This is a genomic window from Kribbella sancticallisti (genome assembly GCF_039530625.1).
GTDB lineage: Bacteria > Actinomycetota > Actinomycetes > Propionibacteriales > Kribbellaceae > Kribbella > Kribbella sancticallisti.
The window spans coordinates 551,730-576,040 of the sequence record NZ_BAAAOS010000018.1 but is presented as its reverse complement, the minus strand read 5'-3'; the positions used below and the strand labels follow the sequence as shown (position 1 = coordinate 576,040).

The 24,311-nt window shown below is 67.6% G+C and carries 20 protein-coding genes; 12 read left to right on the top strand and 8 right to left on the bottom strand.

Annotated elements, in window-relative coordinates; all coding sequences use genetic code 11:
- Positions 1–15: 15 nt before the first annotated feature.
- On the bottom strand, positions 16–1,926 hold the full coding sequence (locus tag ABD255_RS13035) for a DUF2264 domain-containing protein (RefSeq protein WP_344213358.1): 1,911 nt from the start codon (positions 1,924–1,926) through the stop codon (positions 16–18).
- Positions 1,923–2,981, bottom strand: a complete 1,059-nt coding sequence (locus ABD255_RS13030) for a hydroxyacid dehydrogenase (protein WP_344213356.1) — start codon at positions 2,979–2,981, stop codon at positions 1,923–1,925. Before ABD255_RS13030 ends, ABD255_RS13035 begins: the two co-directional genes overlap by 4 nt.
- Before the next feature lie 307 nt (positions 2,982–3,288).
- On the opposite strand from ABD255_RS13030, the gene ABD255_RS13025 reads away from it, so the two are divergent.
- Positions 3,289–4,203: a proteasome assembly chaperone family protein gene (locus ABD255_RS13025; protein ID WP_344213354.1), complete on the top strand. Its 915-nt coding sequence runs from the start codon at positions 3,289–3,291 to the stop codon at positions 4,201–4,203.
- A 92-nt stretch (positions 4,204–4,295) separates the two neighbouring features.
- Here ABD255_RS13025 and ABD255_RS13020 read toward each other — a convergent pair whose 3' ends face one another.
- Positions 4,296–4,754, bottom strand: a complete 459-nt coding sequence (locus tag ABD255_RS13020) for a DoxX family protein (protein ID WP_344213352.1) — start codon at positions 4,752–4,754, stop codon at positions 4,296–4,298.
- A 153-nt stretch (positions 4,755–4,907) separates the two neighbouring features.
- On the opposite strand from ABD255_RS13020, the gene ABD255_RS13015 reads away from it, so the two are divergent.
- The 5 genes from ABD255_RS13015 to ABD255_RS12995 all read left to right on the top strand — a co-directional run bounded on the left by ABD255_RS13015 (position 4,908) and on the right by ABD255_RS12995 (position 9,889).
- Complete coding sequence (locus ABD255_RS13015; RefSeq protein ID WP_344213350.1) at positions 4,908–5,747, top strand: acyl-CoA thioesterase; 840 nt, start codon at positions 4,908–4,910, stop codon at positions 5,745–5,747.
- Positions 5,748–5,846: 99 nt separating this feature from the next.
- Positions 5,847–6,650: a VOC family protein gene (locus ABD255_RS13010; RefSeq protein ID WP_344213348.1), complete on the top strand. Its 804-nt coding sequence runs from the start codon at positions 5,847–5,849 to the stop codon at positions 6,648–6,650.
- 365 nt (positions 6,651–7,015) lie between these two features.
- Positions 7,016–8,248 carry a threonine--tRNA ligase gene (thrS, locus tag ABD255_RS13005; RefSeq protein WP_344213346.1) on the top strand — a complete coding sequence of 411 codons (1,233 nt, stop codon included), beginning with the start codon at positions 7,016–7,018 and terminating at the stop codon, positions 8,246–8,248.
- Between the two features lie 10 nt (positions 8,249–8,258).
- A complete protein-coding gene (locus ABD255_RS13000; protein WP_344213344.1) occupies positions 8,259–8,678 on the top strand; it encodes a MarR family winged helix-turn-helix transcriptional regulator in 420 nt (139 codons plus the stop codon).
- Positions 8,678–9,889, top strand: a complete 1,212-nt coding sequence (locus ABD255_RS12995; protein ID WP_344213342.1) for an epoxide hydrolase family protein — start codon at positions 8,678–8,680, stop codon at positions 9,887–9,889. Before ABD255_RS13000 ends, ABD255_RS12995 begins: the two co-directional genes overlap by 1 nt.
- A gap of 14 nt (positions 9,890–9,903) precedes the next feature.
- Here the strand turns inward: ABD255_RS12995 and ABD255_RS12990 are convergent, their stop codons facing one another.
- Positions 9,904–10,482 carry a TetR/AcrR family transcriptional regulator gene (locus ABD255_RS12990; protein ID WP_344213340.1) on the bottom strand — a complete coding sequence of 193 codons (579 nt, stop codon included), beginning with the start codon at positions 10,480–10,482 and terminating at the stop codon, positions 9,904–9,906.
- A gap of 77 nt (positions 10,483–10,559) precedes the next feature.
- Between ABD255_RS12990 and ABD255_RS12985 the strand changes: the two genes are divergently transcribed.
- On the top strand, positions 10,560–11,561 hold the full coding sequence (locus ABD255_RS12985) for a saccharopine dehydrogenase family protein (RefSeq protein WP_344213338.1): 1,002 nt from the start codon (positions 10,560–10,562) through the stop codon (positions 11,559–11,561).
- 3 nt (positions 11,562–11,564) lie between these two features.
- Here the strand turns inward: ABD255_RS12985 and ABD255_RS12980 are convergent, their stop codons facing one another.
- Genes ABD255_RS12980 through ABD255_RS12965 form a run of 4 tightly spaced genes read right to left on the bottom strand, consistent with a single transcriptional unit; the run spans position 11,565 to position 15,976 of the window.
- Entirely contained in the window at positions 11,565–12,422 is an 858-nt protein-coding gene (locus tag ABD255_RS12980) for a MaoC family dehydratase (protein WP_344213336.1), read from the bottom strand.
- Position 12,423: 1 nt separating this feature from the next.
- Positions 12,424–13,767, bottom strand: a complete 1,344-nt coding sequence (locus ABD255_RS12975; protein WP_344213334.1) for a 3-oxoacyl-ACP reductase — start codon at positions 13,765–13,767, stop codon at positions 12,424–12,426.
- A gap of 32 nt (positions 13,768–13,799) precedes the next feature.
- Complete coding sequence (locus tag ABD255_RS12970) at positions 13,800–15,077, bottom strand: acetyl-CoA C-acetyltransferase (protein WP_344213332.1); 1,278 nt, start codon at positions 15,075–15,077, stop codon at positions 13,800–13,802.
- Positions 15,074–15,976 carry a TetR/AcrR family transcriptional regulator gene (locus ABD255_RS12965; RefSeq protein WP_344213330.1) on the bottom strand — a complete coding sequence of 301 codons (903 nt, stop codon included), beginning with the start codon at positions 15,974–15,976 and terminating at the stop codon, positions 15,074–15,076. The genes ABD255_RS12970 and ABD255_RS12965 overlap by 4 nt, the downstream gene beginning before the upstream one ends.
- 160 nt (positions 15,977–16,136) lie before the next feature.
- On the opposite strand from ABD255_RS12965, the gene ABD255_RS12960 reads away from it, so the two are divergent.
- From ABD255_RS12960 to ABD255_RS12945, 5 genes are all read left to right on the top strand, one after another.
- Positions 16,137–17,465, top strand: a complete 1,329-nt coding sequence (locus ABD255_RS12960) for an acyl-CoA dehydrogenase family protein (protein WP_344213328.1) — start codon at positions 16,137–16,139, stop codon at positions 17,463–17,465.
- Positions 17,466–17,589: 124 nt separating this feature from the next.
- Complete coding sequence (locus ABD255_RS43670) at positions 17,590–17,763, top strand: acyl-CoA dehydrogenase family protein (protein WP_425554408.1); 174 nt, start codon at positions 17,590–17,592, stop codon at positions 17,761–17,763.
- A 428-nt stretch (positions 17,764–18,191) separates the two neighbouring features.
- Entirely contained in the window at positions 18,192–19,037 is an 846-nt protein-coding gene (locus ABD255_RS12955; protein ID WP_344213869.1) for a DUF3644 domain-containing protein, read from the top strand.
- A 33-nt stretch (positions 19,038–19,070) separates the two neighbouring features.
- A complete protein-coding gene (locus tag ABD255_RS12950) occupies positions 19,071–19,946 on the top strand; it encodes a DUF6615 family protein (RefSeq protein ID WP_344213326.1) in 876 nt (291 codons plus the stop codon).
- 570 nt (positions 19,947–20,516) lie between these two features.
- Positions 20,517–24,002, top strand: coding sequence for a PKD domain-containing protein (locus ABD255_RS12945; RefSeq protein ID WP_344213324.1), 3,486 nt, complete (start codon positions 20,517–20,519; stop codon positions 24,000–24,002).
- Positions 24,003–24,311 lie beyond the last annotated feature (309 nt).

Here is a 24,311-nt window from a genome sequence, read left to right as displayed (position 1 = left end):
CGTCACACTACGAGATCAGTGGTTCCCCAACCGCACCAGTTCGGTGTCGTAGCCGGGGAGGGTGAGGGTGATCTCCTGACCGGCCACGACGATGTCGATGCCCTCGGCGAGTGCTTCCGGGCGGATCGCGTCGCGGGTCAGCAGCACCGCGTGCACGAGGACCAGTGGCTCGCCGGGGTGCGACACGGTCAGGTACGGCGTCGCCGAGTGCGGCCCGAACGGGTTGGCGCCGAGATCGCGGTGCACGCCGGCTTCGTCGTACCCGTGCAGGTTGACGACAGCGGCCATCAGGCCGTCCGCGTTCCGTGCGGAAGCCCACGCGGGCCTGGCGCCAACGGTTGCTGTGGGCAATGAGTCCCCGGCCACCGCGTAGCCGCCGCTGCGGATCAGTGCACCCGCGGGACCTTCGACGAGTGAGCAGCGGATCTCCCAGCCGCCGTGCACCACTGATGTGGTCTCGATCCGCCACGGTCCCTCGGTGCCGAGCCAGGCTTTGTGCCACGAGGAGGCCGAGCGAGCGCCGATTCCCAGCCGCCGGATCCGACCCCGATAGCTCGACTTGCCGTTCTGGTCGACCAGCGACGTCAGGTTGTCGACGCGCTGCAGCGAGGCGGCGTCGGAGATCTCGGGACCGGCGTGGTTCGCGAACGCGAGCCGGTCGTAGTGCGGATCTCCCGCAGCCTCGACACCTTCAGGCTCGGCCGGCGGTGCGTGGTCGGCGCCGTGGTTGATCAGTCGGACCACCTGGTCGTGGCGGCTCGCGTGGACGAGCCAGCCAGGCGCGGGCATCGCTCGTACCTGGTCCGCTTCATCCAAAGGCACCGTCTCCTCCGGGTCGGCCCACACCGGGTGTTCCGGGGGCAGCAGCAACCCGATGAAGCCCTTCGAAGCCCAGTACGGCGAACCAGGTCCGGAGTACGCCTGAGTCGTCGGCAGGAACGTGTCGTACCAGCCCAACGTGAGCAACCCACGATCATCCGGTACGCCGTGCTGCACGAAGTGCCGCGCGATCCCGGAGCACAGCCGACGGGTGGCGCCGGCCGAGAGCGGGGTGGCGTCGAGAATCTGGCCCATCCAGTACGGCGTCGCCGCGGCCATCCGGTAGGTCAGCGAACGGCCCTGGTAGATGGGCGCGCCGTCGTTGCCGACCAGGTGAACCGCGTCCTCGAGGAACAGGCTCAGCCGCTCCCGGTACACCTTCAGGCGATCGTCGTACTGCGCTCCCGGGGTGGCCGCCGCCATCCGGGTCCACAGGCCCGGGTAGAGGTGCATCGCCCAGCCGATGTAGTTGTCGAAGTTCTGCCCGTCGCCGTCGGAGTACCAGCCGTCGCCGACGTACCAGTCCTCGATCCGGTCGAGCCCGCCGTCGATGTCCTCCTGCGAGTACGGCGCGCCGACGGAGGCGAGGAACTGCTCGCTCACTACCTGGAACAGCCGCCAGTTGTTGTCGTGCGTGGTGGACCCGATGAAGCCGCCGAGCCACTCGGCGACGTGCTCCTGGGCGCGGCTGTCGAGCCGGTCCCAGATCCACTCGCGCGACTCGTGCAGGGCGACGGCGATCGCGGCCGCCTCGACCATCTGCTGCGAGCGCGGGGTGAGGCGGAGCCACGCTTCCGGGTGGTCCGGGTTCGCGCCGTTCGCCACGCCGCGCGCGTACCGCTCGATCAGCTTCTCGCAACCCTCGCCGCGGACGCCCGCGATCCGGAAGGCGGCGAGCATGAACGACCGCGCGAAACCTTCCAGTTCGTCCGAGTCGGTGCCGGAACGGCTCGGACGGCCGGGAAGCACGACGCGGGCGGCGCCGGGGGAGACGTACGGGACGAGCGAGTCGAGCAGGTGGTCGGCCAGCGCCTCCCAGTGAGCGCGGACCCAGCCGGTCTGACGGGACAGGACGCGGTCGGTGTCAGGCAGCACGAGGCGGGTCATGCGATTCTCCCGAGTTCGGCGGGACTGATGGCGTGGTGCAGAGGAGCGCCCGCGGCGAACCGCTCGAGTTCGCTGACGGCCAGCTCGCCCAAGCGGGCGACTTCGTTGCCGACGGCGCCGGCCAGGTGCGGGGTGACGAAGACGTTGGGCAGTTCGAGCAGCGGCGAGTCGGGCGGCAGCGGCTCCGGATCGGTGACGTCGAGTACCGCGTCGATCCGTCCCGATCGGCACTCGTGCTCCAGCGCCGCGGCGTCGACGATCCGACCGCGGGCGGTGTTGATCAGCACCGAGCCGTCCTTCAGTAGACCGAGTAGTCGCGCGTCGACCAGCCCGACCGTCTCCGGCAGCAGTGGCGCGTGCACGCTGAGGATGTCGCTCCGGCTGAACAGCGCGTCCAGTTCGACCAGCTCAGCGCCGAGCTCCGCGGCCTCGGCGGCAGTCAGGTACGGATCGCTGATCAGTACTTCGAGGTCGAACGCCCGCAGGCGCTCCGCGACCATCCGTCCGATCCGGGAGGCTCCGAGGAGACCCACGGTGGTGCCGTAGTTGCCTGGCAGCTGGCTCGGGTCCGGCTTGTGCTTGCTCAGCTTGTACTCCGCGCCGAGGCGGAAGGCCCGCTTCCCGCTGAGCACGATCGTGGCGACGGTGAACTCGGCCACTGGCAACGCGTTCGCGACCACTGCGGATGACACCTGGATGCCCCGCTCGAAGGCGGCCGGGTCGACGAACCCCTTCACCGAGCCGGCCGCGTGGATGATCGCCTTCAACTTCGGTGCGGCGTTGAGCACCTCAGGGGTGATCGCGGGACAGCCCCAGCCGGTCAGTAGTACGTCGACCTCGCTCAACGCCGCGCGGACGGCGTTGTCTTCGAGGAAGCTGTCGCCGGGTCCGACCGGGAGGACACGGGCGACCTGGTCCAGGCGGTCGCGGATCGCTGGAACCAGCACTCGTACCCGGCTGGACTCGTTCATCGCCAGCATCACGGTCGGCTGCCCGGACGCCTCAGCGGTCGCGGCCGGCGGGGCGGGGGAGACGGAGGTCGGTTCAGTACGCACAGGAGCACGCTAGCAAGCGCTTTCCGAAACCGCTCGTCCTGCCCATGTAGTGTCCACTTCCGGACACCCCGCCGACGCCGCCCTCTCAGGGGTTAACCCCGCAAAGGCAGGGTTGCCCCCTCGGTTTCCCGCGAGGCAACCAACCCTCTCAGGGGTTGACCCCCGAGAGGCCGCCGGGCGGGGAGAAGTGGGGAGGAGACAAAGATCTCGTCAGCCGGAATTCCTGCCCGCCGGAGTGACGTTGTCTTCTGTGAAGGCAGGATAGAGGGGCCTACCCGCCCTGTTGGCCAGTGAGAAGGAGATCAAGATGCTGCGACCGGACGACCTCTACGAGATCGTCGACGAGTCGGTGGCGACCGGCCCGGCGGCGACGCCGAAGGTGCTGGTGCATTCCCTCGACGGGTTCATGGACGCCGGCCAGGCCGGCCGCGTGACCGCCGATCACCTTCTCGAGGTCCTTGACCATCGGCTGCTCGCGCGGTTCGACGTGGACCTCCTGCACGACTACCGCGCCCGCCGGCCCGAGGTGACGTTCGCCGAGGACCGGTTCATCGACTACACCCCGCCGCAGCTGTCCCTGCACCTGATGAAGGACGATGCCGGCGTGGAGTTCCTGCTGCTGGAGGGCGTCGAGCCCGACAACCACTGGAACCGGTTCGCCGGTGCAGTGCGGCAGTTGATCGAGCACTACAACGTCACCCTGACCGTCGGCGTCCACGGCATCCCGATGGGCGTTCCGCACACCCGTCCGCTCGGCCTGACGTCTCACGCGACGCGCCCCGAACTCGTGACCCGCTCGAACATCTGGGACGGCGAGATGCGCCTACCGGCGAGCGCGGCGACGATGCTGCAGGTCCGCCTCGGCGAGGCCGGCAAGGACGCGATGGGCTTCGCGGTGCACGTCCCGCACTACCTGGCCGAGAACCGCTTCCCGGGTGCGGCACTGGCTCTGGTCCACGCGATCTCCGCCGCGACCGGACTGCTGCTCCCCAGCAAGGCGCTCCTCGACGAGGCCGCGGTCACCGGGCGCATGGTCGACGAGCAGATCGAGGCGTCCGATGAGGCGGCGAGCGTGGTGAACGCCCTCGAAACGCAGTACGACGCGGCTGCTGGGTCGGTCAGCCGGGGGAGTCTGCTGGCTGGTTCGACTCCGTCCGCTGAGGAGCTCGGCGCTGAGGTTGAGCAGTTCCTCGCCGAACTGAACCGCGAAGACGACAACTAAGACCTTCTTCTTGCGCGACGCGGCGGCCGGTGCACTCAGGTGCCCGGCCGCCGCGTTCTCGCTTGGGCAGTGGTTTTGCCCAGTGCGTTCGGTTAGGCGGAGACGCTGGCGCGGCCGGCCGTACTGCGGGTGAGCGCGTTGTCGAGGGAGAAGCGTCCGGCGCCGACCGTGGCGATCGTGAGCGCGAACAGCCCGAGAACGACCACGAGTTCCCAGCCGCCGGCTGCCACGAAGACGCCCTTGGAAGCGTGGACGAAGAGGAACGCACCGGCCATGTCCACCGCGAGAAGCAGGCCGGCCACGCTGGTGAGCACGCCGAGGATCAGCGCGGCGCCGCCGATCAGCTCGACCCCGGCGGCGTAGTACGCCGACAGCGTCGGAGCGGGCACGCCCATCTGGTCGAAGCCGGCCGCGGTGGCGTCCAGGCCGTTCGTGCTGAACTTCTGCCAGCCGTGGGCGATGAAGACGACACCCAGGCCGACGCGGGCGATCAGCAGGACCAGGTCCCGGGATGCGTGCACCGGGCGGTTCAGCGTGCGGAGACGGCTCACAGCTACTCCTGTCAGTCGGTCGTTTGATGGTTGAGCGTTCACCAACTTACAAGGAGCGACCGAAAGCTCACCGAAAGGCCCACGTGAGCGGTCCCACACCCGTACTGCGAACCGCGCGGCCCGGCGTACGGGTGGGAACTGTCAGGATGAGGCATGCCCGAGTCCTTGGAGGATCTGGTCGACCTGCTCGACCTGGAGAAGCTCGACACCGGCCAGTTCCGTGGCCGGCAGCCCCAGACATCCGCGCAGCGCGTGTTCGGCGGGCAGGTGCTCGGCCAGGCGCTGGCCGCGGCGAGTGCGACGGTCGAGCCTGACCGGATCGTGCACTCGCTGCACGGGTACTTTCTGCGGCCGGGGGATACGTCGGTGCCGATCGTGTACGAGCCTGAGTTGATCCGGGACGGGCGGTCGTTCAGCAGCCGCCGGGTGGTCGCGTCGCAGAACGGCAAGACGATCTTCTACATGTCGGCGTCCTATCAGGTTCCCGAGCGCGGTCTGGATCACTCCGACCCGATGCCGACCGATCTGGTCCCGCCGGACGAGGCGCCGACGCTCGCGTCGGTCTTCGAAGCGGCGAGCGGTCGCAAGGCCGAGGACTGGAACAAGGAGTGGGCTGCGCTCGACGTACGGCTGGCTGGTCTGACCGGTCGGCAGTTCTGGATCAGGGCCGCAGGCAAGCTTGCTGATGATCCGGCCTTGCATGCTTGTGTTCTGGCCTACGCAAGCGATTTGACGTTGCTCGGGGCAAGCTTGCTGCCGCACGGCATCATCATCGGCGACAAGCGCATCCAGCCGGCTTCAATTGATCACGCCCTGTGGTTCCACCGCGAGTTCCGCGCCGACGAGTGGCTCCTGTACGACCAGGCGTCTCCTTCTGCCTCGGGTGCAAGGGGTTTCGCCACCGGCCGCCTCTTCACCCAAGACGGCCGCCTTGCCGCTTCGGTAGCCCAGGAAGGCCTCATCCGCCCGGTAGGCCTAGACCTAGACGACTAAGCACGCTCGTCGGTGCCCCCAGGGGCGGTTCGGCGTACGGATGGCACCACCCGCCCGCCCCTTGGTGGCTCGAACCAAGTCGGTCGGCCTGGTGAGCTCGTGATCGGCTTCCGGCCGGCGTCTGGATTCGGCGGGTTCGACTGTCAGATCTATAGGGTTGGCGGCATGGCGCTGCAGCTTGTTCAGGTGAATTTCAAGGCCGGGGATGACTCGGCGCTGGGCCGGTTCTGGGGGGAGGCGCTCGACTGGGGTGTTTCCAGTGAGGAACCCGGTGCGACCAGCGTCATGCCCGTGGGTTCCGCCTGGCCGGTCCCCGCCGGTGTCAGCATCGATGTGATCGCCGTCCCGGACCCCGAAACAGTGAAAGACCGCGCGCACATCGAACTCGCCACCACCTCTGCAGCCCATCACGCGGAGTTGGTCGCGCGCCTGAAGGAACTCGGCGCGACGCCCGTCGATGGGGGCCAGGGCGACCTTCCGCGGACAGTTCTGGCCGACCCGGAGGGCAACGTGTTCTGCGTCCTGGAGCCTCGCGAGATCTACCGGGACACCGGGCCGATCGCCGCGGTGGTCGTCGACTGCGCGGATCCGCGGGCGATGGCCCGGTTCTGGGGCGAGGCGATGGACTGGACCCCGCACGAGGTGATCGACGATCATGCGCTGCTGCGCTCCGCCAGGGGTGTCGGCCCGTATCTGGAGTTCCTCAGTACGCCCCACGTGAAGGACAGCTGGAACCGCATCCATCTCGACCTGCTGCCCGACCCCGTTGACGCTCAAGCGGCGGAGGTGGCCCGGCTTGAGACCCTCGGCGCGACGCCCGCCAACCTAGGCCGGGGCGACTTCCCCTGGAAGGTTCTGACCGACCCGGAAGGCAACGAGTTCTGCGTCCTCGGCCGGGCCTGACGCGAAGCCTCCCCACCCGCTCCCCCTCGCCCATGGGCCGGCCGGGCGCCCGCCGGCGAACGCGGTTGCTGTCGTCCGAACCGGCTTCCGCTGTCGGAGCATGACAGCGCAGGCGTCGGAGAGCCTCGCCTGCTTGATGGCGCGCGCGGGCAAACCGCCGGTCGACGCCGCCACCCCCAGCGGGCGCGGATAGCTCCTCAAAGCACCTGCTATTCTCGGTTTCATGTTGCAGCGCGCAGTAGTGACGACGACGCCGGAGTACGTCCCGGTGCGCTGACAGCTGTCTGTCTTATTCGAAGCCCCGGGCGAGTGCCCGGGGCTTCGCCATGTGGACACTCGCCTCACCATCTCGAGGAGTTCACACCATGTACGACCACCGCAAGCTAGGCCGCGAGCTCGGCCTGTTCGACTCGGATCCGTTGATCGGCGCGGGTCTGCCGTACTGGCTGCCGGCTGGTGCCGCGATTCGCCAGGCGCTCGAGCGGTACATCGTCGACGTCGAGCGAAGAGCCGGCTACCAGCAGGTCTATTCACCCGTCCTCGGCAAGCGCGAGCTCTACGAGATCTCGGGCCACTGGGCGAAGTACAGCGAGGATATGTATCCGCCGATGGACATCGGTGGGGAGCAGGTGGTGCTGCGGCCGAGTCTGTGTCCGCACCATGCGTTGATGTTCCGCTCGCGGGCGCACAGCTATCGGGAGCTTCCGCTGCGGATGTCGGAGCTCGGCGGCCAGTACCGGTCCGAGCTGTCCGGTGTCCTCGGTGGGCTGACCAGAGTCCGTGCGATGCAGCTCAATGACGCGCACATCTTCTGCAGCCTGGACCAGGTCGCCGAGGAGGCCGGCGCCGCGCTGGAGTTGATCAATCAGGCGTACCGCGACCTCGGCATCAGCGCGTCGCGTTACCTGCTCTCGATGCCGGCGGAGGACGCGAAGCTCGGCGATCCCGACAGCAAGTACGTCGGCGACGGGGAGAACTGGGCGCGCGCGGCTCAGCTGCTGAGGGACGTGCTGGACGGTGCTGGGATCGACTACGAGGAAGCACCCGGTGAGGCCGCGTTCTACGGTCCGAAGATCGACATCCAGATCGAGGACTCGGCCGGGCGCGAGTCCACCCTGTCCACCGTCCAGGTCGACTTCCACCAGCCGTCCGCGTTCGGGCTCGAGTACATGGGGGCCGATGGCAACAAGCATCGGCCGGCGATGGTGCACCGCGCGATCGTCGGCAGCATCGAGCGCGCCGTCGCCCAGCTGATCGAAGTACACGGCGGGGCGTTCCCGGCCTGGCTCGCGCCGGTGCAGCTGGTCGTACTGCCGATCTCGGAGAAGGAGGAGAAGGCTGCGGCCGACGTACTGCGCCTTGCGCGCGACCTGGGTCTCCGCGCGGAGATCGCGTACTCCGAGGAGGGGAGTCTGGGTGCGCGGATCCGGGAGAACCGCCTGGCTCCGTTCCAGGCCGTGATCGGCGCGCGCGAGGCGGCGGCGTACCAGGTCGCCCTGCGCGAACGCGACGGCAAGCAGCGCGATGCCGCGGACGCCTCGGCCGTACTGCGGGAGTTGGTGGCCGCCGTCGATCCACTACATCGAAATTTGATGTAACCTCGGGAAGGTGAACGTCGACGAGTTGGCAACCGCGATCGAGAACTTCAACACGATCTTCATCCGGTTGCCGGCCGTCCGGCGGCTCAACTTCTCGGCGCTGTCCGTGCTGCACACGTTGCAGCGGCGCGGGCCGCTGCGGCTGACCGATCTGACCACCACCGAGCAGCTGAAGCAGCCCGCGCTGACCAGCCTGGTCGCGAAGCTGGAGCAGGACGGGCTCGTGGCGCGCCGTCCCGATCCCCGCGACGGTCGGGCGATTCTGCTCTCGCTGACGGCTGAGGGCGAGGAAATCGTGCGCTCCCGGCACGAAGACCGCGTCGCGAATCTCACCCGATTGGTCGATCAGCTGACCGACGAAGAACGTGAAGTGCTCGCCGGTACAGCCCGGGTGCTGGACCGGCTGGTCGAGATCGAAGGGAAGGCCTGATGCTCGAGCAAACGCCGATCCACGTGCCGGACGAGGTGCTGGATGACCTGCGCCGGCGGTTGACGGCGACCAAGTGGCCGCTCGACGCGGGCAACGAGGACGGGTACTACGGCGTACGCCGCGCGTATCTGCAGGAGCTGGTGGAGTACTGGGCCGACGAGTTCGACTGGCGCGCCGCGGAGCGGGCGATCAACGCGTACGAGCACTATCGCGTGGACGTCGGCGGAGTACCGGTGCACTTCCTGCGCAAACCGGGAGTCGGCCCGAATCCGACGCCGCTGATCCTGAGCCACGGCTGGCCGTGGACGTTCTGGCACTGGTCGAAGGTGATCGACCCGCTGGCCGATCCGGGTTCTTTCGGCGGTGATCCCGCGGACGCGTTCGACGTGATCGTGCCGTCGCTGCCGGGGTTCGGGTTCTCGACGCCGCTGACGGATCAGCCGGACATGAACTTCTGGAAGATCGCGGATGTGTGGCACGAGCTCATGACCGGGGTGCTCGGTCATGAGAAGTACGCCGCCGCCGGGAACGACGTCGGCGCGCTGGTGACAGGCCAGCTCGGCCACAAGTACGCCGACGAACTGCACGCGATCCACATCGGGTCGGCACTCAAGCTCGACTTCTTCAACGGCGACCGCGCCTGGGACCTGAGCGGCGGTAAACCGCTGCCGGAGGGACTCCCGGACGACATCCACGCCCAGATTGTCTCCTGGGAAAAGCGGTTCGCGGTCCACCTGGCCGCGCACGTTCTTGATCCCTCCACACTGGGTTTCGCGCTCACGGACTCTCCGGTCGGCATGCTGGCGTGGATCCTGGCGCGCTGGGCCCATTGGTCCGACAACGGCGGCGACCTGGAGAAGGTGTTCAGCAAGGACGACCTGCTGACGCACGCGACGATCTACTGGGCCGGTAACGCGATCGACACGTCGATCCGCACCTACGCCAACAACAACCGCTACCCGTGGACCCCGTCCCACGACCGCACGCCTGTAGTCGAAGCGCCGACCGGCATCACCTTCGTCGGCTACGAGAACCCACCCGGCATCACCACCCCGGAGCAGCGCGTAGAGCACTTCCTCGCGAGCGACCGAGCCGCTTGGTACAACCACGTCAACATCACCGCCCACCCGCACGGCGGCCACTTCATCCCGTGGGAGATCCCCACGGAGTACGTCGAAGATCTTCGCCGCACTTTCCGCGGCCGCCGCTGAGTCGACTCAGGACACTAGCGATCGAGGTTGCCCACGATCAGGTCGGCCAAGGCGTTGATCGCGTCGGCGACGGTCGCCCGGCCTCGGTTGAGCTCGGCGGCGATCGCCTCGGCCGCGCCCAGCAGGCCGACGCAGCGCAACTGAAGCGCCTCGGTGGAGAGCCGAGAGTACGGCACTAGCGCGCCCGCCATCACGCTCGTGTAGCTGTCAAGCAACTCGTGCTGCAGCACCTCCACCTCGGGATTCCCCTTCAGCGCCGCGGAGATGGCGGTGAACTCCGGCATGTCGGTCGCGCAGGCGAAGTACGCCGTACTCATGACGCGGGCGACGGCGTCAGCGCTTGGTGCGGCAGTTCGCAACGCCTCGACCACCGCGGCCTGGTGGCGTTCATCCAGCCGTCGGTAGAGCTCGATCAGGAGGCCGGCGCGGGTGCCGAAGTGGTCGTAGACGATCGGCCTGCTCACCCCAGCCGCCTCCGCAAGAGTCACCAGGGTCAGGCCGTCCGCGCCTCGGGTGCGCACGATCCCCAGAGCGGCCTCGAGCAACTGCTCCCGCCTTGCTCCCTTGGGCAAACGTGCCGGTGATGTGGTCATTTCCCTCCTTGCGTTCACCGCTCAGCCTAAGCTACAAAGTGTAGGCTACAAAATGTAGCTAATGGAGAGGAGTCGTAGTGGAGCAGACGAAACCGGTACTGATCTTGGGCGGATCTGGTCAGGCAGGTGCGGGAACCGCCGCCCTCCTGCGCCAATGGCATCCGGAGTTGCCACTGACGATCGCCGGACGCGACCTTGAGCGCGCGCGGCGAGTCGCCGACGAACTCGGTGCCGCAAACGCCGTCACTGTTGATATCCAACGCCGCGACCTCGGCCTCCCGGAGGATCAAGGCTTCTCGGCGGTGGTCGCCACGCTCTGGGACAGCCACCTGCACGGGTTGGGCTACGCGCAGCAGCGCGGGTTGCCGTACGTCAGCATCTCCAGTGGTCTGGTCGAAATCGCGCCCGAGGTCGTCGCCGGCGCGCAGCGTGCGAGCGCCGCGCCGGTCCTGGTGGCCAGCCACTTTTGCGCCGGCAGCGTCGTCCTCGCGATTCTGGACCTGGCCCGGGAGTTCGAGCGGGTCGACACCATCCGAGTCGGCGCAGTACTGGACGAACTGGATGTCGGCGGCCCCGCGGGATTGGCGGATCTGGAGCGGTGGGCGGCTGTCACCTCGGCGGGATTGGAGCGCCGTGACGGCGTCTTCACCTGGGTCACCGGCGCCGACGTACAGGTGGAGGTGCCCACTCTCGACGGCACAGTGCTCCCCGGTCAGACAATCGCAATCCTCGACGTACCGAGTCTCGCCCTCGCGACGGGTGCGCCGTACGTCCGGTTCGACTTCGCCGTTGGTGAATCCGCAGGTCGGCGCCGCGGCGAATTCCCGTCGATGGAGGTCCGGATCGACCTCGAAGGAGTAGGTCCGGCCGGCACGCCGGTCACCACTTGCCGCTATCTCGTCCACCCGGCAGGACAGCGCCCGCTGACCGCGCTCGGCCTTGCGCTAGGAGTCGAACGATTGCTTGGTCTCCAGGGTGAAGCGCCGGCTCCAGGCATCCACACTCCTGAGTCGCTGATCGATCCCGCGTACGCGGTCAAACGAATGGAGGAACTGGGCGCAGCGTTCGTCAGCAGTTGACGGTCAGCGGGTTTGTAGCTGGCCGATCAGGTGCGTTGTCGACTGGTCCTCGCTGTAGAGGGCGAAATCGACGGTGTCGGTGGACCGCTGGTGAGAAAACTGGACCCGCGACGGCAGCAGGAGAGGTTTGCGGAAGTCGACGCGGACTGTGTACGCGTCGGGGAGACCGCCGGCGCGCTGGATCGATGCCAGGCAGGCGGCCTTGGCCCACATGCCGTGGGCGATCTGGCGCGGGAAGCCGAACGCCTGGGCCGAGAGCTTCCACAGGTGGATCGGATTGCGGTCACCCGAGGCAGCGGCGTACCGGCGGCCGAGGTTCGCGCGGAGATCCCAGGACGCTGTCGGCTTAAGTTCGGGGTCGGGCAGCAGGTCGGCATGGGCGGAGGGCGTACCAGCTGAGCGGCTGAGGAGGGTGGTCGAGTCCGTCCAGACGACCTCGTCGTCCACGCTGACCGAGCTCAGCACGTCGAAGATGGTGCCCTTGGGGTGCGGGCGTTCGGGGCTGCTGTGCACCTCGATCGAGAGCTCGGCGTGCATCGGGATCGGCTTGAGCTGGGTGATCGTGTTCGACAGGTGCACGATCCCCATTGGCTTGTACGGGAAGGACGGGTCCGACATCAGATCCAGGTGCAGCGGAAACGCCAGGACGTGCGGATAGGTGACCGGAAGAGCAGGCCCGGCGCTGAATCCGGTGACCTCCCGGTACGCCGCCAGGTGGTCCTGGTCGACCGCCGTACGGGGGAGCTCGAGGGTCAGGCCGTCGCTGTCCGGCTCGTACTCCGCTTTGCGCAGTGTGGCCTTAACTGTCCGCGCGTAGAGCGCCCCGAAGCCCGGCGAGTCGTCGTACCGGCGGGTGGGCATCTCAGGCGCCCAGCATGCTCTGGCCGCAGACGCGGACGACGTTGCCGGTGACTCCGGCGGAGGCCGGATCGGCGAACCAGGCGATCGTCTCGGCCACGTCGACCGGTTGACCGCCCTGCTGCAGCGAGTTGATCCGGCGCCCGACCTCACGGATCGCGAACGGCACCTTCGCCGTCATCTCGGTCTCGATGAAGCCCGGCGCGACCGCGTTGATCCGGATCTGCCGGTCCGCGAGCCGAGGTGCCAGCGACTGGACCAGGCCGATCACGCCGGCCTTGGAGGTGGCGTAGTTCGTCTGCCCGTTGTTGCCGGCGATCCCCGCGATCGAGGCGACGCCGATCACCGAACCGCCGTCGTTCAACGCGCCGGACTCCAGCAGGTGGGCGGTGATCCGCTCCGGCGCCCGCAGGTTGACGTCGAGCACCGCGTCCCACGCCTCGGTGCGCATGTTGGCGAGCCGCTTGTCGCGGGTGATGCCGGCGTTGTGGACGACGATGTCGAGCCCGCCGAGGTCGGCGCCGGCGGCCGCGATCCGTTGCGGGGCGTCGATCGCGGTCACGTCGAGCAGCAACTCGCTGCCGCCGATCTTCGTCATCACCTTGCGCAGGTCGTTCGCGTTCTGCGGTACGTCAACGCCGAGCACGGTGGCTCCGTCACGCGCCAGCGTCTGCGCGATCGCGGCGCCGATACCGCGGGCTGCTCCGGTGACCAGCGCGACCTTGCCGGCCAGCGGTGCGGCCGGGTCGTTGCCGACGAGCGGACCAGTGCCGACGCGAGCCACCTGACCGCTCACGTACGCCGACTTGGGCGACAGGAAGAACCGCAGCGTCGAGTCGAGCTGGTCCTGGGCATCAGGTGCGACATAGACCAGGTTGACGGTGGCTCCGCGCTTCACCTCCTTGCCGAGCGAGCGGGTGAACCCCTCGAGCGCGCGCTGAGCAACCTGCTGCTCCGGTGTCGCCGCCAGCTCCGGAGTACGGCCGACGACGATCACGCGGCCCGCAGTACCGAGCTGGCGGATGAGCGGGGAGAAGAAGCGCTGCAGCGAGGACAGGTCCGCTGTCGAGGTGGCGCCGGTGGCGTCGAACACCAGGGCCTTCGGGCGCAACGAGCTGGACGCGACGCCTTCGGCCGCAGTACTGAAGGTTGCTCCGAAGTCACGCAGCAGGGCCTGGATCGCCTTGCCGGTGTCGGTCTCGGTGATCGCGCCGAAGACGACCTGGCCCTCGATCACGGGGGAGCCCTCGGTCCAGCGCGGCAGCGGGGTCGGGTCGGGCAGACCCAGGTTCTTCACCAGGGTCCGGCCGAGCGGCGTCCGGGTGAAGGTCTGGTAGCGATCCGTCATCTCTGTAGCTCCTGCTCTCAAGCTTTTGAATGTCACCGTTCGAGGATGGCGACGACGCCCTGGCCACCGGCGGCGCAGATCGAGATCAGGCCGCGGCCGCCGCCGTTCTCGTTCAGCTGCTTGGCCAGCGCGGCGACGATCCGGCCGCCGGTCGCGGCGAACGGGTGACCCGCCGCCAGCGAACTGCCGTTCACGTTGAGCTTGTCCCGGTCGATCTCGCCCAGTGGCGCGTCGAGGCCGAGGCGCTCCTTGCAGAAGATCGGGTCCTCCCACGCCTTGAGGGTGGCCAGCACCTGGGAGGCGAACGCCTCGTGGATCTCGTAGTAGTCGAAATCCTGCAGGGTCAGGCCGGCGCGCGCGAGCATCCGCGGTACGGCGTACGCGGGGGCCATCAGCAGGCCTTCCGCGCCCTTCACGTAGTCGACCGCGGCCGTCTGGGAGTGGGTCAGGTACGCCAGCGGCTTGAGCCCGTGCTCGGCGGCCCACTCGTCAGTGGACAACAGCACCGTCGACGCGCCGTCGGTCAGGGGAGTGGAGTTGCCCGCGGTCATCGTCGCGGTCTCGCCCTTGCCGAATACAGGCTTCAGCTTCGCCAGCTTCTCGACGGTGGTGTCCGGCCGGAGGTTCTGGTCCTTCTCGAGCCCCAGGTACGGCGTGATGAGGTCCTGCTGGAAACCCCGGTCGTAGGCGGCGGCCAAGTTCATGTGGGAGCGGTAGGCCAGCTCGTCCTGCGCCTCGCGGGTGATACCCCACTCGAGCGCGGTGAGCGCGGCGTGCTCGCCCATCGACTTCCGCGTCCGCGGCTCCGCGTTGCGCGGGATCTCGGGGACGATGTCCTTCGGTCGCAACCGGGTCAGCACCTTCAGGCGCTCCTGGACCGACCTGGCCCGGTTGAGGTCGAGGAGCACGTTGCGCAATTCGTTGCTGACCGCGATCGGCGCGTCGGAGGCGGTGTCGACACCGCCCGCGATACCGGCGTCGATCTGGCCCAGCGCGATCTTGTTCGCGACCAGGATCGCCGCCTCGAGGCCGGTGCCGCAGGCCTGCTGGATGTCGTACGCGGGGGTGGTCGGCGCGAGCTTCGAGCCGAGGACCACCTCGCGGACCATGTTCCAGTCGCGGGCGTGCTTGAGTACGGCGCCGGCCACCACTTCGCCGAGCTCCTGGCCGCCTAGCCCGGTCCTGTCGACCAGGCCGTTCAGCGCGGCGGTGAGCATGTCGGAGTTGGAGGCGTGCCGGTAGGTCTTGTCCTGCCGGGCGAACGGGATGCGGTTGCCGGCGACGACTGCCACCTTGCGGGTCTCGGTCACTGGTTCTCTCCTGCGGTGCGTGAGTTACGCCGGGCGGTGGCCTTGGTGGTCGGTCTGCTGGTGGCCTTCGCGGCGGTGGTTGGTCTGGCCGGGGTGCTGGCTTGGACCAGGGCGCTTCGCTTGGCCGTGGTGCTTGGCTTTGCTGGACTGCTTGGCTTGGCCGCCACTTTGGCGTTCGTAGTACTGGGGAGGGCTTTGCGGCCGACGGCGGTGGCGAGGGTCGCGGTGATGGCTGTTGATCGGACGGTGTCGATGTCTGCCTGGTGCACGACGGGGTGGCCCGGGCGACCGGCCTCTCCGGCCGGCGCGTCGCGCGACACGATGAGGCCCATCCGCGCCATGTGCATCGCGCCGAGCGTCTGCGTGTAGAGGTGGTTGGCCAGGTAGTCGGTGTCGACCTCGTCGAAGACGCCGGACCGCTGCCCCGCCTTGAGAATGGTTGAGATCCGGTCCAGAGCGCTCGCCATCGCGGCCCCGAGCTTCACCATCACCGGCTCGGTGATCTCGCCGAACAACTCCTCGCCGGTCCGCCGCAGCAGGCTCATCGCGCAGTCGGCGAAGGCCGGATACTCCAGGCAGAAGTCGACGAACACCTCGCTGAGCGATCGCAACCGGTTCATCGGCGCCTTGCGCGGACTGTCGACGGCCTGCAGCCGCTCGTCGAGCTCCCCGAGGTAGTCGACCAGGGTGAGCGCGAAGAGTTCTTCCTTGCCGGCGAAGTGCCGGTAGATCAGCGCCTTGTTGATACCGACCCGCTTGGCGATGTCGTCGATCTGGGCGTCGATCGTGCCGCGCTCGTCGAACAACTCGCGGGTGGCGCGGATGATGTCCCGCTCCCGGTCGCGACGACGCTCCGCCGTGGTCCGGCGGCGTCCGATCGCGAGCAGCGCGGAGCTCATGCACCGATCTTAGACATATCGGTACCCCTCGGTGCAAACGATAGTTACACTCATGGGTAACATCACTCCCGCACGTGCTTCGTTCTTGCAATCACGCGGTTCGTCCGCTCTCACACCGCAGTTCATCCGTCTTGACCCTGCAGTTCGTCCGGAGGAATCGATGACCATGACCGAGTCCAGCAAGCCCGTGGTGTCGGCTGACGTGATGGGCCTGGCCGGCGAACTGGCCGCCGAGCGGTCGAAGCCCGAGTGGCAGACCTTCAACCTCAACCTGAACGACGAGCAGCGCGAGGTCAGGGACTGGGCGCACGAGTTCGCCGCCTCGGTGATGCGGCCGGCCGCGTCGGAGTGGGACGAGCGGGAGGAGACTCCGTGGCCGGTGATCCAGGAGGCCGCGAAGATCGGGCTGTACGGGATGGACGCCAGCATCAACCTGTTCATCGACCCGTCCGGCCTGCTGATGCCGCTGGTCCAGGAGGAACTCTTCTGGGGCGACGCCGGCATCGGGATGTCCCTGGTCGGCACCGGCCTGGCGAGCTCCGCCGTCTTCTCCAACGGAACTCCTGAGCAGTGGAGCGAGTGGTTGCCGCGCTGCTATGGGACGGCGGACGACGTACGGGTTGCCGCGTTCTGCTCCTCCGAGCCTGGCGCGGGCTCAGACGTGTCCGCGATCCGCACCAAGGCGACGTACGACGAGAAGACGGACGAGTGGGTCATCAACGGGCAGAAGGCTTGGGCCACTAATGGTGGGATCGCTGACATCCACGTTGTGGTGGCCACCGTGGATCCGTCGCTGGGGAGCCGCGGGCAGGCGGCGTTCGTAGTACCGAAGTCTGAGGTGAAGGGCCTGGAGCAGGGCACCAAGCTGAAGAAGCACGGCCTGCGCGCCTCCCACACCGCCGACGTCTTCTTCGACAACGTCCGCATCCCCGCCGCGAACGTCCTCGGCGGCAAGGAAAAGCTGGACGCCCGCCTGGCGAAGGCCCGCGAGAACACCGGCACGGCCTCCCGAGGCAACGCCTCGATGGCAACCTTCGAAATGACCCGCCACATCGTCGGCTCCCAAGCAATCGGCATCGCCCGCGCGGCATACGAGTTCGCCTTGGACTACGCCAAGGGCCGCGAACAGTTCGGCCGCCCGATCATCGACAACCAGGGCATCGCCTTCAAACTCGCCGACATGGCAATGGAGATCGACGCCGCCCGCCTCCTGGTCTGGCGCGCCGCCTTCATGTCCGCCGCCCTGATGCGCGGCCAGCAACCCGACTACCGCCACGGCGAAGGCTCCATGGCCAAACTCAAGGCCAGCGAAGTAGCCGTCAAGGTCACCGAAGAAGCCATCCAAATCCTCGGCGGCAACGGCTACACCCGCGAGTACCCAGTAGAACGCATGCACCGAGACTCAAAGATCTACACAATCTTCGAAGGCACCTCCGAAATCCAGCGCCTGGTGATCTCCCGCGCAATCTCGGGCATGCGCATCCGCTAGAGCCGTAAAACAGACAACGACAATCAAAATAGAACCAAAAGAAAAGAATAAAGAGACAACAGGAAATAGAATCAAATGCAATAAATAGAACTATTGATCGTGTGAATGATCGCCGGCTGGGAGAGTGGCTGCGATCCCGGCATGCGCCGTCGGCGCCCGTCGTCCACGCCACCCTGCGGCCGGCGCAGAGGCGACGGCGACGGGCAGCCAAGCGAAGATCTACACCATCTTCGAAGGCACCTCAGAAATCCAGCGTTTGGTGATCGCCCGCGCGATCTCGGGGATGCGCATCAGGTAGACGTTTCCGCAGGTCAGAGCCCGATTCCAGGGTCTCCTAGGTACAGGCCGCCGCCCGGCTTCCAAGAGGTAGTGGGGGAGCGTACGGCGGCCTGCTCCGTGACTGCTCCGTGAGATTTCAAAGAGAAGAGACGGGAGAGTCTGGAGTCGACAGCCTTCCGCGCCCGCTCGGGCGATGAGGGCAGCATGTGGGTATACAGCCTCAGCGTGAACCCAGGGTGTCCATGGCCCAGGTGCTCCGCCAGCTCCTTGATGTTGACGCCGTCAGCGAGCGTGATACTCGCGTAGTAGTGCCGCAACGCATGCATCCCGTTCTCCCGACTCGACACATACTGCCGCCGCCCACGCCGATCCGTCTTCGGCTCCGCGATTACACCCGCATAGAACAACGCTGGCTTCCAGACGAGCTCGTCGTATGTCCGCGCCCGGATCAAAGCGACTCTCCGGAGAGCGGGTCAGAGCATCTTCTACCGCAAGCAGCGGAATCAGCGCTACCGATCGATTGCTCTCGACGATGCGCTCGGGCGAGTCGACGCCGGCGAGTTGTGGCCGAAGGGGACCGACGGCGCGGCGATCCTCGCGAATGTGAAGGCGTTAGCCGAGTACCGCGACCGAGCGATTCACCTGTACAACGCTCCAAGCCTCGGCTCGGTGATTTATCCCTTTCTCCAGCAGAACGTCCTGAACTTCCGGGACTTTATGGTTGCGAAGTTCAACAAGGATCTGGCCGACTCGATCACGTGGCAACTGCTCCCTCTCGGCGCCTCTGCGCCTGGCGATGCAGTGCAGTTCATGCGGGTTGATAAGAGCGCTTCTGCGGTGGCAGAGGTTCAGGACTTCCTCGACGAATTGCGTCGTCTCATGGACGCAGCCGAGGCTGCCGGTAGTGATACTGCCCGTGTGGCGACCGTGTACGACATCAATCTTCAATCGGTCAAGAAGCTGACCAGCGCCGATCTGGCTGTCGCGGTCTCGTCAACGGCCAAGGGTCAGATCGTCTGGAAGAAGATGGATCCGAATCAGACACACCCTTACAGCACGAGCGACTTGCTGGCGAGAGTGAACAAGCGCCGGAAAGGGCGAAAGCTGACGTCGTACGACTATGCGGCGATCTGCTGGAAAGAGGGCCTGCGTGACAACCAGAAATATGCCTGGAAACACAGCAATGGCTCGAGCTACGTCTGGTCCGGCGACGCCGTCGCCCACCTGTCGTCGTACGACGACAAGTACTACGACTCGGTCAAGGCTGAGTACACGAAGAGCCGCACCCCGTAACTCGCGGTCAGACATTGAGGAGACATGGCGTCTATGATCCTTCCGCTGACGCGCCGTCATAGTCCGCCATCGTTGTCGGGCGAGCTGTGTCCTCCGTTTCGGGAGCTCGCCGCAAGTGTTCACTCCGCGCTCGGGCAAGGCCGGGCGGTGGGGTTGATGCCTTGGGAGACCTCGCTGACGGATTGGATTTTGCTGGCTCTGGCCAGCACGTTCCCGGCACAGTTGAAGGTCGTCCGGTTTGCTGCTGATCGTGAGGCTCAGAACGGTGCGGACTGGGAGTGGTGGTTCAGAAGCGGCTCCGACTATGCCGGGATGAGGGTGCAAGCTAAGCGCCGCGACGCCAACGGGAGTTGGGGACTGAAGGCGAAAGCGCCGGGGAAGCCTGCGGAGAAACAGGTCGACCGCCTTGTGCGCAACGCAAGCGCAAGCGGTCTTCCAGCCTTCTACTGCCTCTACAGCGACCGTCCTCCGAGAACGCCGACACATGACCAGACCGGACCGTGCCCGCATGGTCCCCTGGACCCCAACCAGCACGGAATCTCACTGCTTCTCGCGCGTACGGCGCAGCGTCATGCGTCGCAGCCAAAACTCAGCAACGACGCGGTGGCATCGGAGGCCAACCCGTGGTACGGGCTGGTCTGTATCCGTGAGCCAAGACGGTCTCTCGTCGAAACCGTTCGCGCGTTCCTGATGACCCAGCTCGGCCGTGAGTACGCTCGCCAGGTCCCGCTTGATCTGGGTGAGGCGCGATGGGTCGTCGAGGATCCGGTCGGTGCGAATCCACCAGACGACATCCGGCAGGCGTTCGATGATCAGCCGGCCAGAGATCGGCTGGCTCGGGAGGGTCTCGCAGGGATTGTCCTGTTCAGTGACGACCAGGCTGGGGGGAGGTGGCCGTCGGCCGCCTGAGTCGCCAGCGAGAAGACTCGGCTGAGCCTCGAGTCGATTGCCTTTCTGGCGCGGTCGTGTGAGGACGAGAGCATGTGGGTGTGAGGCGGAGGGTGAAGCCGGGGTCGCTGTGGCCGAGGTACTCGGCGAGCTCCTTGATGTTGACGCCGTCCGCCAGGGCAACACTCGCGTAGTAGTGCCGGAGTGCATGCATCCCGGTCTCGCGGTCGGTGAGGTAGTGGAGGGCTCCCCGCGCATTTCTGGTCGGCTGTGGGATGACGCCCGCGTGGGCCAAGGCCGGGTACCAGATGCGGGAGTTGTAGCTGCTCGCCCGGATGTTCCGGTCGTTGTACCAGCGGAACAGGATCTTCACCTCGTGCGGTTCTCCGTCCGGGCGCTCCCACGGGAGGCGGTACGGTCGTGGCGCGATCTCTCCATTTCTCGTCAATGAGTGATGGGGTTTTTCCGTAGCGTGATGAAGTCGGTAACGAATGGTTCGTGGTTGCATCTTTTCGCTTCCTTTTCGGTTGACAGAGAGCGACTTGGGCTACGGTTTGCCGCAAGGGGAGAGTCACAATCCGGGGGGCCGGCATGCAGAAACGTTTTGCGACCGCATTTTTCGTTCTCACCACTGCGGTCGCGATGGTGCTAGGCCTCGCCGCCGCGCCCGCGCTGGCAGCCGAGGGTGATCCTGCGTCCTCCGTTGTGGCGACGTGGTCCTGCACCAGCAGCCCGTGCCCGTGGGGCCCGTCGGACACCAGCAACACGGCGGTCTGGCCGGCTGCGGCCGAGCCGGTCCGGGCCCGCTACGGCTATACCGTCTCTCACGACGTGTACGCCCCGGCGCCCAAGGTGGCGGGCTGGACGATCACCGTCACCTCCGGCAGCGCCTCCGTGTACGCCGGCCCGGCCGACGACTCGCACTCGTCGCTGGCCGCGCTGTCGGCCGGCGACAGCTACACCGTGTCGAGCACGCTGAGCAGCAGCAGCATCGTCAGCGTGCAGGACGGTGGGTCGTTCGAGTACACGATCACCCCCGGCGCCCCAACCGACCCGCCGCCGGCCTCCGGTGACGGCTCGGTGCTGGCCACCTGGAACTGCACCAGCAGCCCCTGCCCGTCGGGCCAGAGCTACACCAGCAACGCGGGCGTCTGGCCGGCCGCGGCCCAGCCGGTCCGGGCCCGCTACGGCTACACCGTGTCCGCCGACGTCTACGCTCCGGTGTCCAAGGTGGCCGGCTGGAAGATCACCGTCATCTCCGGCAGCGCCACGGTCTACGCGGGCCCGGCCGACGACTCGCACTCGTCGCTGGCCGCGCTGTCGGCCGGCGAGAGCTACACCGTGTCCAGCACGCTCAGCAACAGCAGCATCGTGAGCGTGCAGGACGACGGCGCGTTCCGGGTCATCTTCACTCCGGGCGATCCGACCACGCCGCCGGCGTCCGGCTACGGTTCGGTGCTGGCCACCTGGAACTGCACCGGCACGCCCTGCCCGTCGGGTACGAGCTACACCAGCAACGCGGCGGTCTGGCCGGCGACGGCCGAGCCCACCCGGGCCCGCTACGGCTACACCGTCTCCCACGACGTGTACGCCCCGGCGGCGAAGGTGGCGGGCTGGACGATCACCGTCACCTCCGGCAGCGCCTCCGTGTACGCCGGCCCGGCCGACGACTCGCACTCGTCGCTGGCCGCGCTGTCGGCCGGCGACAGCTACACCGTGTCGAGCACGCTGAGCAGCAGCAGCATCGTCAGCGTGCAGGGCGGCGCCGCGTTCGAGTACACGTTAACTCCGGGTGGGCCGATCACGCCCCCGCCGGCCGGCGACGGCGAGGCGGCCCGGGTGACCTGGACCTGCACCAGCAGCCCGTGCCCGTGGGGTCCGTCGGACAGCGGGTACGCCGCCGTCTGGCCGGCCGAGACCGACCCCAGCCGGGCCCGCTACGGCTACACCGCCTCGCACGACGTCTACGCGCCGGCCCCGCAGGTGGCGAACTGGAAGATCACCGTCACCTCGGGCAGCGCCACCGTGTTCTCCGGCCCGGTCGGGGACTCGCACGCGTCGCTGGCCAACCTGTCGGCCGGCCAGAGCTACACCGTGCCGACCACTCTGAGCGGCAGCAGCATCGTCAGCGTGCAGAGCGGTTCGCCGTTCGAGTACGCCTTCGTGCCCGGCCCGCCGGTCCCGCCGACGCCGCCCGCCTGTACCGACCCCACCACCTGTGACCCGGTCTCCTGGGTCAAGGCCCGCTGGCGCTACGCCGGCACGGGCGAGAACCCCGGTGACTGGTACGGCGGCGTGATCACCTGGCCGGTCGGCACGGCCTACCAGGGCAACGGCCGCTCCGGCGACAACGCGCGCAACGTCTACACGGAGTCGGGCGTTCCGCTCTACCCGTACATGGGCGCCTGGGCCGACGGGTGCACCGTCCGCGTGGTCACCGGCCGGGTCCTGATCGTCGAGTGGGAGCGCGGTACGGACGAGTGGCGGGAGACCCGCGTGAACGCCGGCCAGGCGCACACCATCTCGCTCAGCGGCTCCGAGGACGGCGCCATGATCGAGACGGACAACGACGTCTCGCCCTTCACGGTCTCGGTGAGCAACTGCACCCCGCGGCCGCTCTCGGAGTCGAACAACCGTCTCCCGGTGGCGAACGCCGGTGCGCCGCAGTCGGTCGTGGCTGGTACGACCGTGACCCTGAACGGGTCCGGCACCGACGCCGACGGCGACGACCTCACCTACGCATGGACCCAGACCGGTGGACCGGCGGTGACGCTGTCCAGTACGACGGCGGCGAAGCCGACCTTCACCGCCCCGTCCTCGGCGTCCACGCTGACCTTCAGCCTGGTGGTGCGAGACGGCCAGGCCAACAGCGCGGCGGCGACCACCACGGTGACCACCACCGCGGTCAACCAGGTGCCGGTGGCGAACGCCGGTACGGCGCAGACGGTCAACACTGGTACCACGGTGACCCTGGACGGCTCCGGCAGCCGCGACGCCGACAACGACCCACTCACCTACACGTGGACCCAGACCGGTGGGCCGGCGGTGACGCTGTCCAGCCGGACGGTGCAGAAGCCGACCTTCACCGCCCCGCCCACACCGGCCACGCTGACCTTCAGCCTTGTCGTGCGGGACGGCAGGGTGGACAGCGCGGCGGCGACCACGACGGTAACCGTTACCAGTCCGAACCTGGCCCGGGGCAAGACCGCCACCCAGTCGAGCACCAGTGGTACCGCGGTGGCGGCCCGGGCGGTGGACGGCAACACCAACGGCGTGTTCGCGAGCGGCTCGGTGACCCAGACCAACCTCTCCACCCAGCCGTGGTGGCAGGTCGACCTCGGTTCCGCGGCGGCCGTCTCCACGGTCACGGTGTGGAGCCGGACCGACTCGAACCGGATGGGCAGCGGCTCGGTGTTCATCTCCTCGACCGACATGAACGGCCGGTCGATGTCCTCGCTGCGGGCCGACGACTCGGTGAAGGAGATGTCGTTCTCGGCGTTCTCGTCCACCACCAACAGCCTGACCCTGAACGCGGGCAACGCCACCGGCCGGTACGTGCGGGTGCAACTGTCGAGCATCTTCACCACCCTCAACCTGGCCGAGGTGCAGGTCGGCGGCACCACCGGCGCCGTGAACCTGTCCACCAACCGGCCGGCCACGCAGTCGTCGACCGACGTCGGCACCGCCGCCCGGGCCGTGGACGGGAACACCAACGGCGTCTTCGCCGCCGGGTCGGTGAGCCGGACGGCGTCCAGCTCGCAGCCGTGGTGGCAGGTCGACCTGCTGACCAACTCCCGGGTCGGCAACGTCACGGTGCACAACCGGACCGACGCCTCGGCCGACAAGCTGAACAACGCGGTGGTGTTCCTCTCCACCGCCAGCATGTCGGGCCGGACCTACGCCCAGCTGATGGCCGACTCCACGGTGACCAAGCTGAACCTCGGGGCGACGCCGGGGGCGGTCACCAGTCTGCCGACCAACACCGTGGCCCGCTACGTCAAGGTGCAATCGCCGGCCACCAGCGCCGGTGTGATCAGCCTGGCCGAGGTCACGGTGACGGGCACCCAGCCCAACTGACGCACGGCCATGGATCCGTCTCGGTTCGTTCCATCGACGAAGCGCACGGTCCGGGCTCCACGCCCGACCGACCGTGTGACGAAAGCCAGCGATGAGCGAGCCGGGACGAATCCTTCGTGCGCGGCGGGCGAGGGGCCTAGTCGTGGTCAGTAGGTGAACTGCATCGGCCGGGCGTCCACAGGCCGCGGAGCGCCGGATCGGGCCTTACCCAAGTAGCTCCTGAGTAGATGGTTCTTGCGTCAAACAACGTTGCTATCGGCAAGTTCCTGCTCCGTCACAGCTCCGTGGGACGCTGACAAACCACGATCA

Coding starts and splice junctions, on each gene's coding strand:
- ABD255_RS13035 (WP_344213358.1), bottom strand. CDS start 1,926: ATGACCCGCCTCGTGCTGCCTGACACCGACCGCGTCCTGTCCCGTCAG.
- ABD255_RS13025 (WP_344213354.1), top strand. CDS start 3,289: ATGCTGCGACCGGACGACCTCTACGAGATCGTCGACGAGTCGGTGGCG.
- ABD255_RS13015 (WP_344213350.1), top strand. CDS start 4,908: ATGCCCGAGTCCTTGGAGGATCTGGTCGACCTGCTCGACCTGGAGAAG.
- thrS (WP_344213346.1), top strand. CDS start 7,016: ATGTACGACCACCGCAAGCTAGGCCGCGAGCTCGGCCTGTTCGACTCG.
- ABD255_RS12995 (WP_344213342.1), top strand. CDS start 8,678: ATGCTCGAGCAAACGCCGATCCACGTGCCGGACGAGGTGCTGGATGAC.
- ABD255_RS12990 (WP_344213340.1), bottom strand. CDS start 10,482: ATGACCACATCACCGGCACGTTTGCCCAAGGGAGCAAGGCGGGAGCAG.
- ABD255_RS12980 (WP_344213336.1), bottom strand. CDS start 12,422: ATGCCCACCCGCCGGTACGACGACTCGCCGGGCTTCGGGGCGCTCTAC.
- ABD255_RS12975 (WP_344213334.1), bottom strand. CDS start 13,767: ATGACGGATCGCTACCAGACCTTCACCCGGACGCCGCTCGGCCGGACC.
- ABD255_RS12965 (WP_344213330.1), bottom strand. CDS start 15,976: ATGAGCTCCGCGCTGCTCGCGATCGGACGCCGCCGGACCACGGCGGAG.
- ABD255_RS12960 (WP_344213328.1), top strand. CDS start 16,137: ATGACCATGACCGAGTCCAGCAAGCCCGTGGTGTCGGCTGACGTGATG.
- ABD255_RS12950 (WP_344213326.1), top strand. CDS start 19,071: ATGATCCTTCCGCTGACGCGCCGTCATAGTCCGCCATCGTTGTCGGGC.
- ABD255_RS12945 (WP_344213324.1), top strand. CDS start 20,517: ATGCAGAAACGTTTTGCGACCGCATTTTTCGTTCTCACCACTGCGGTC.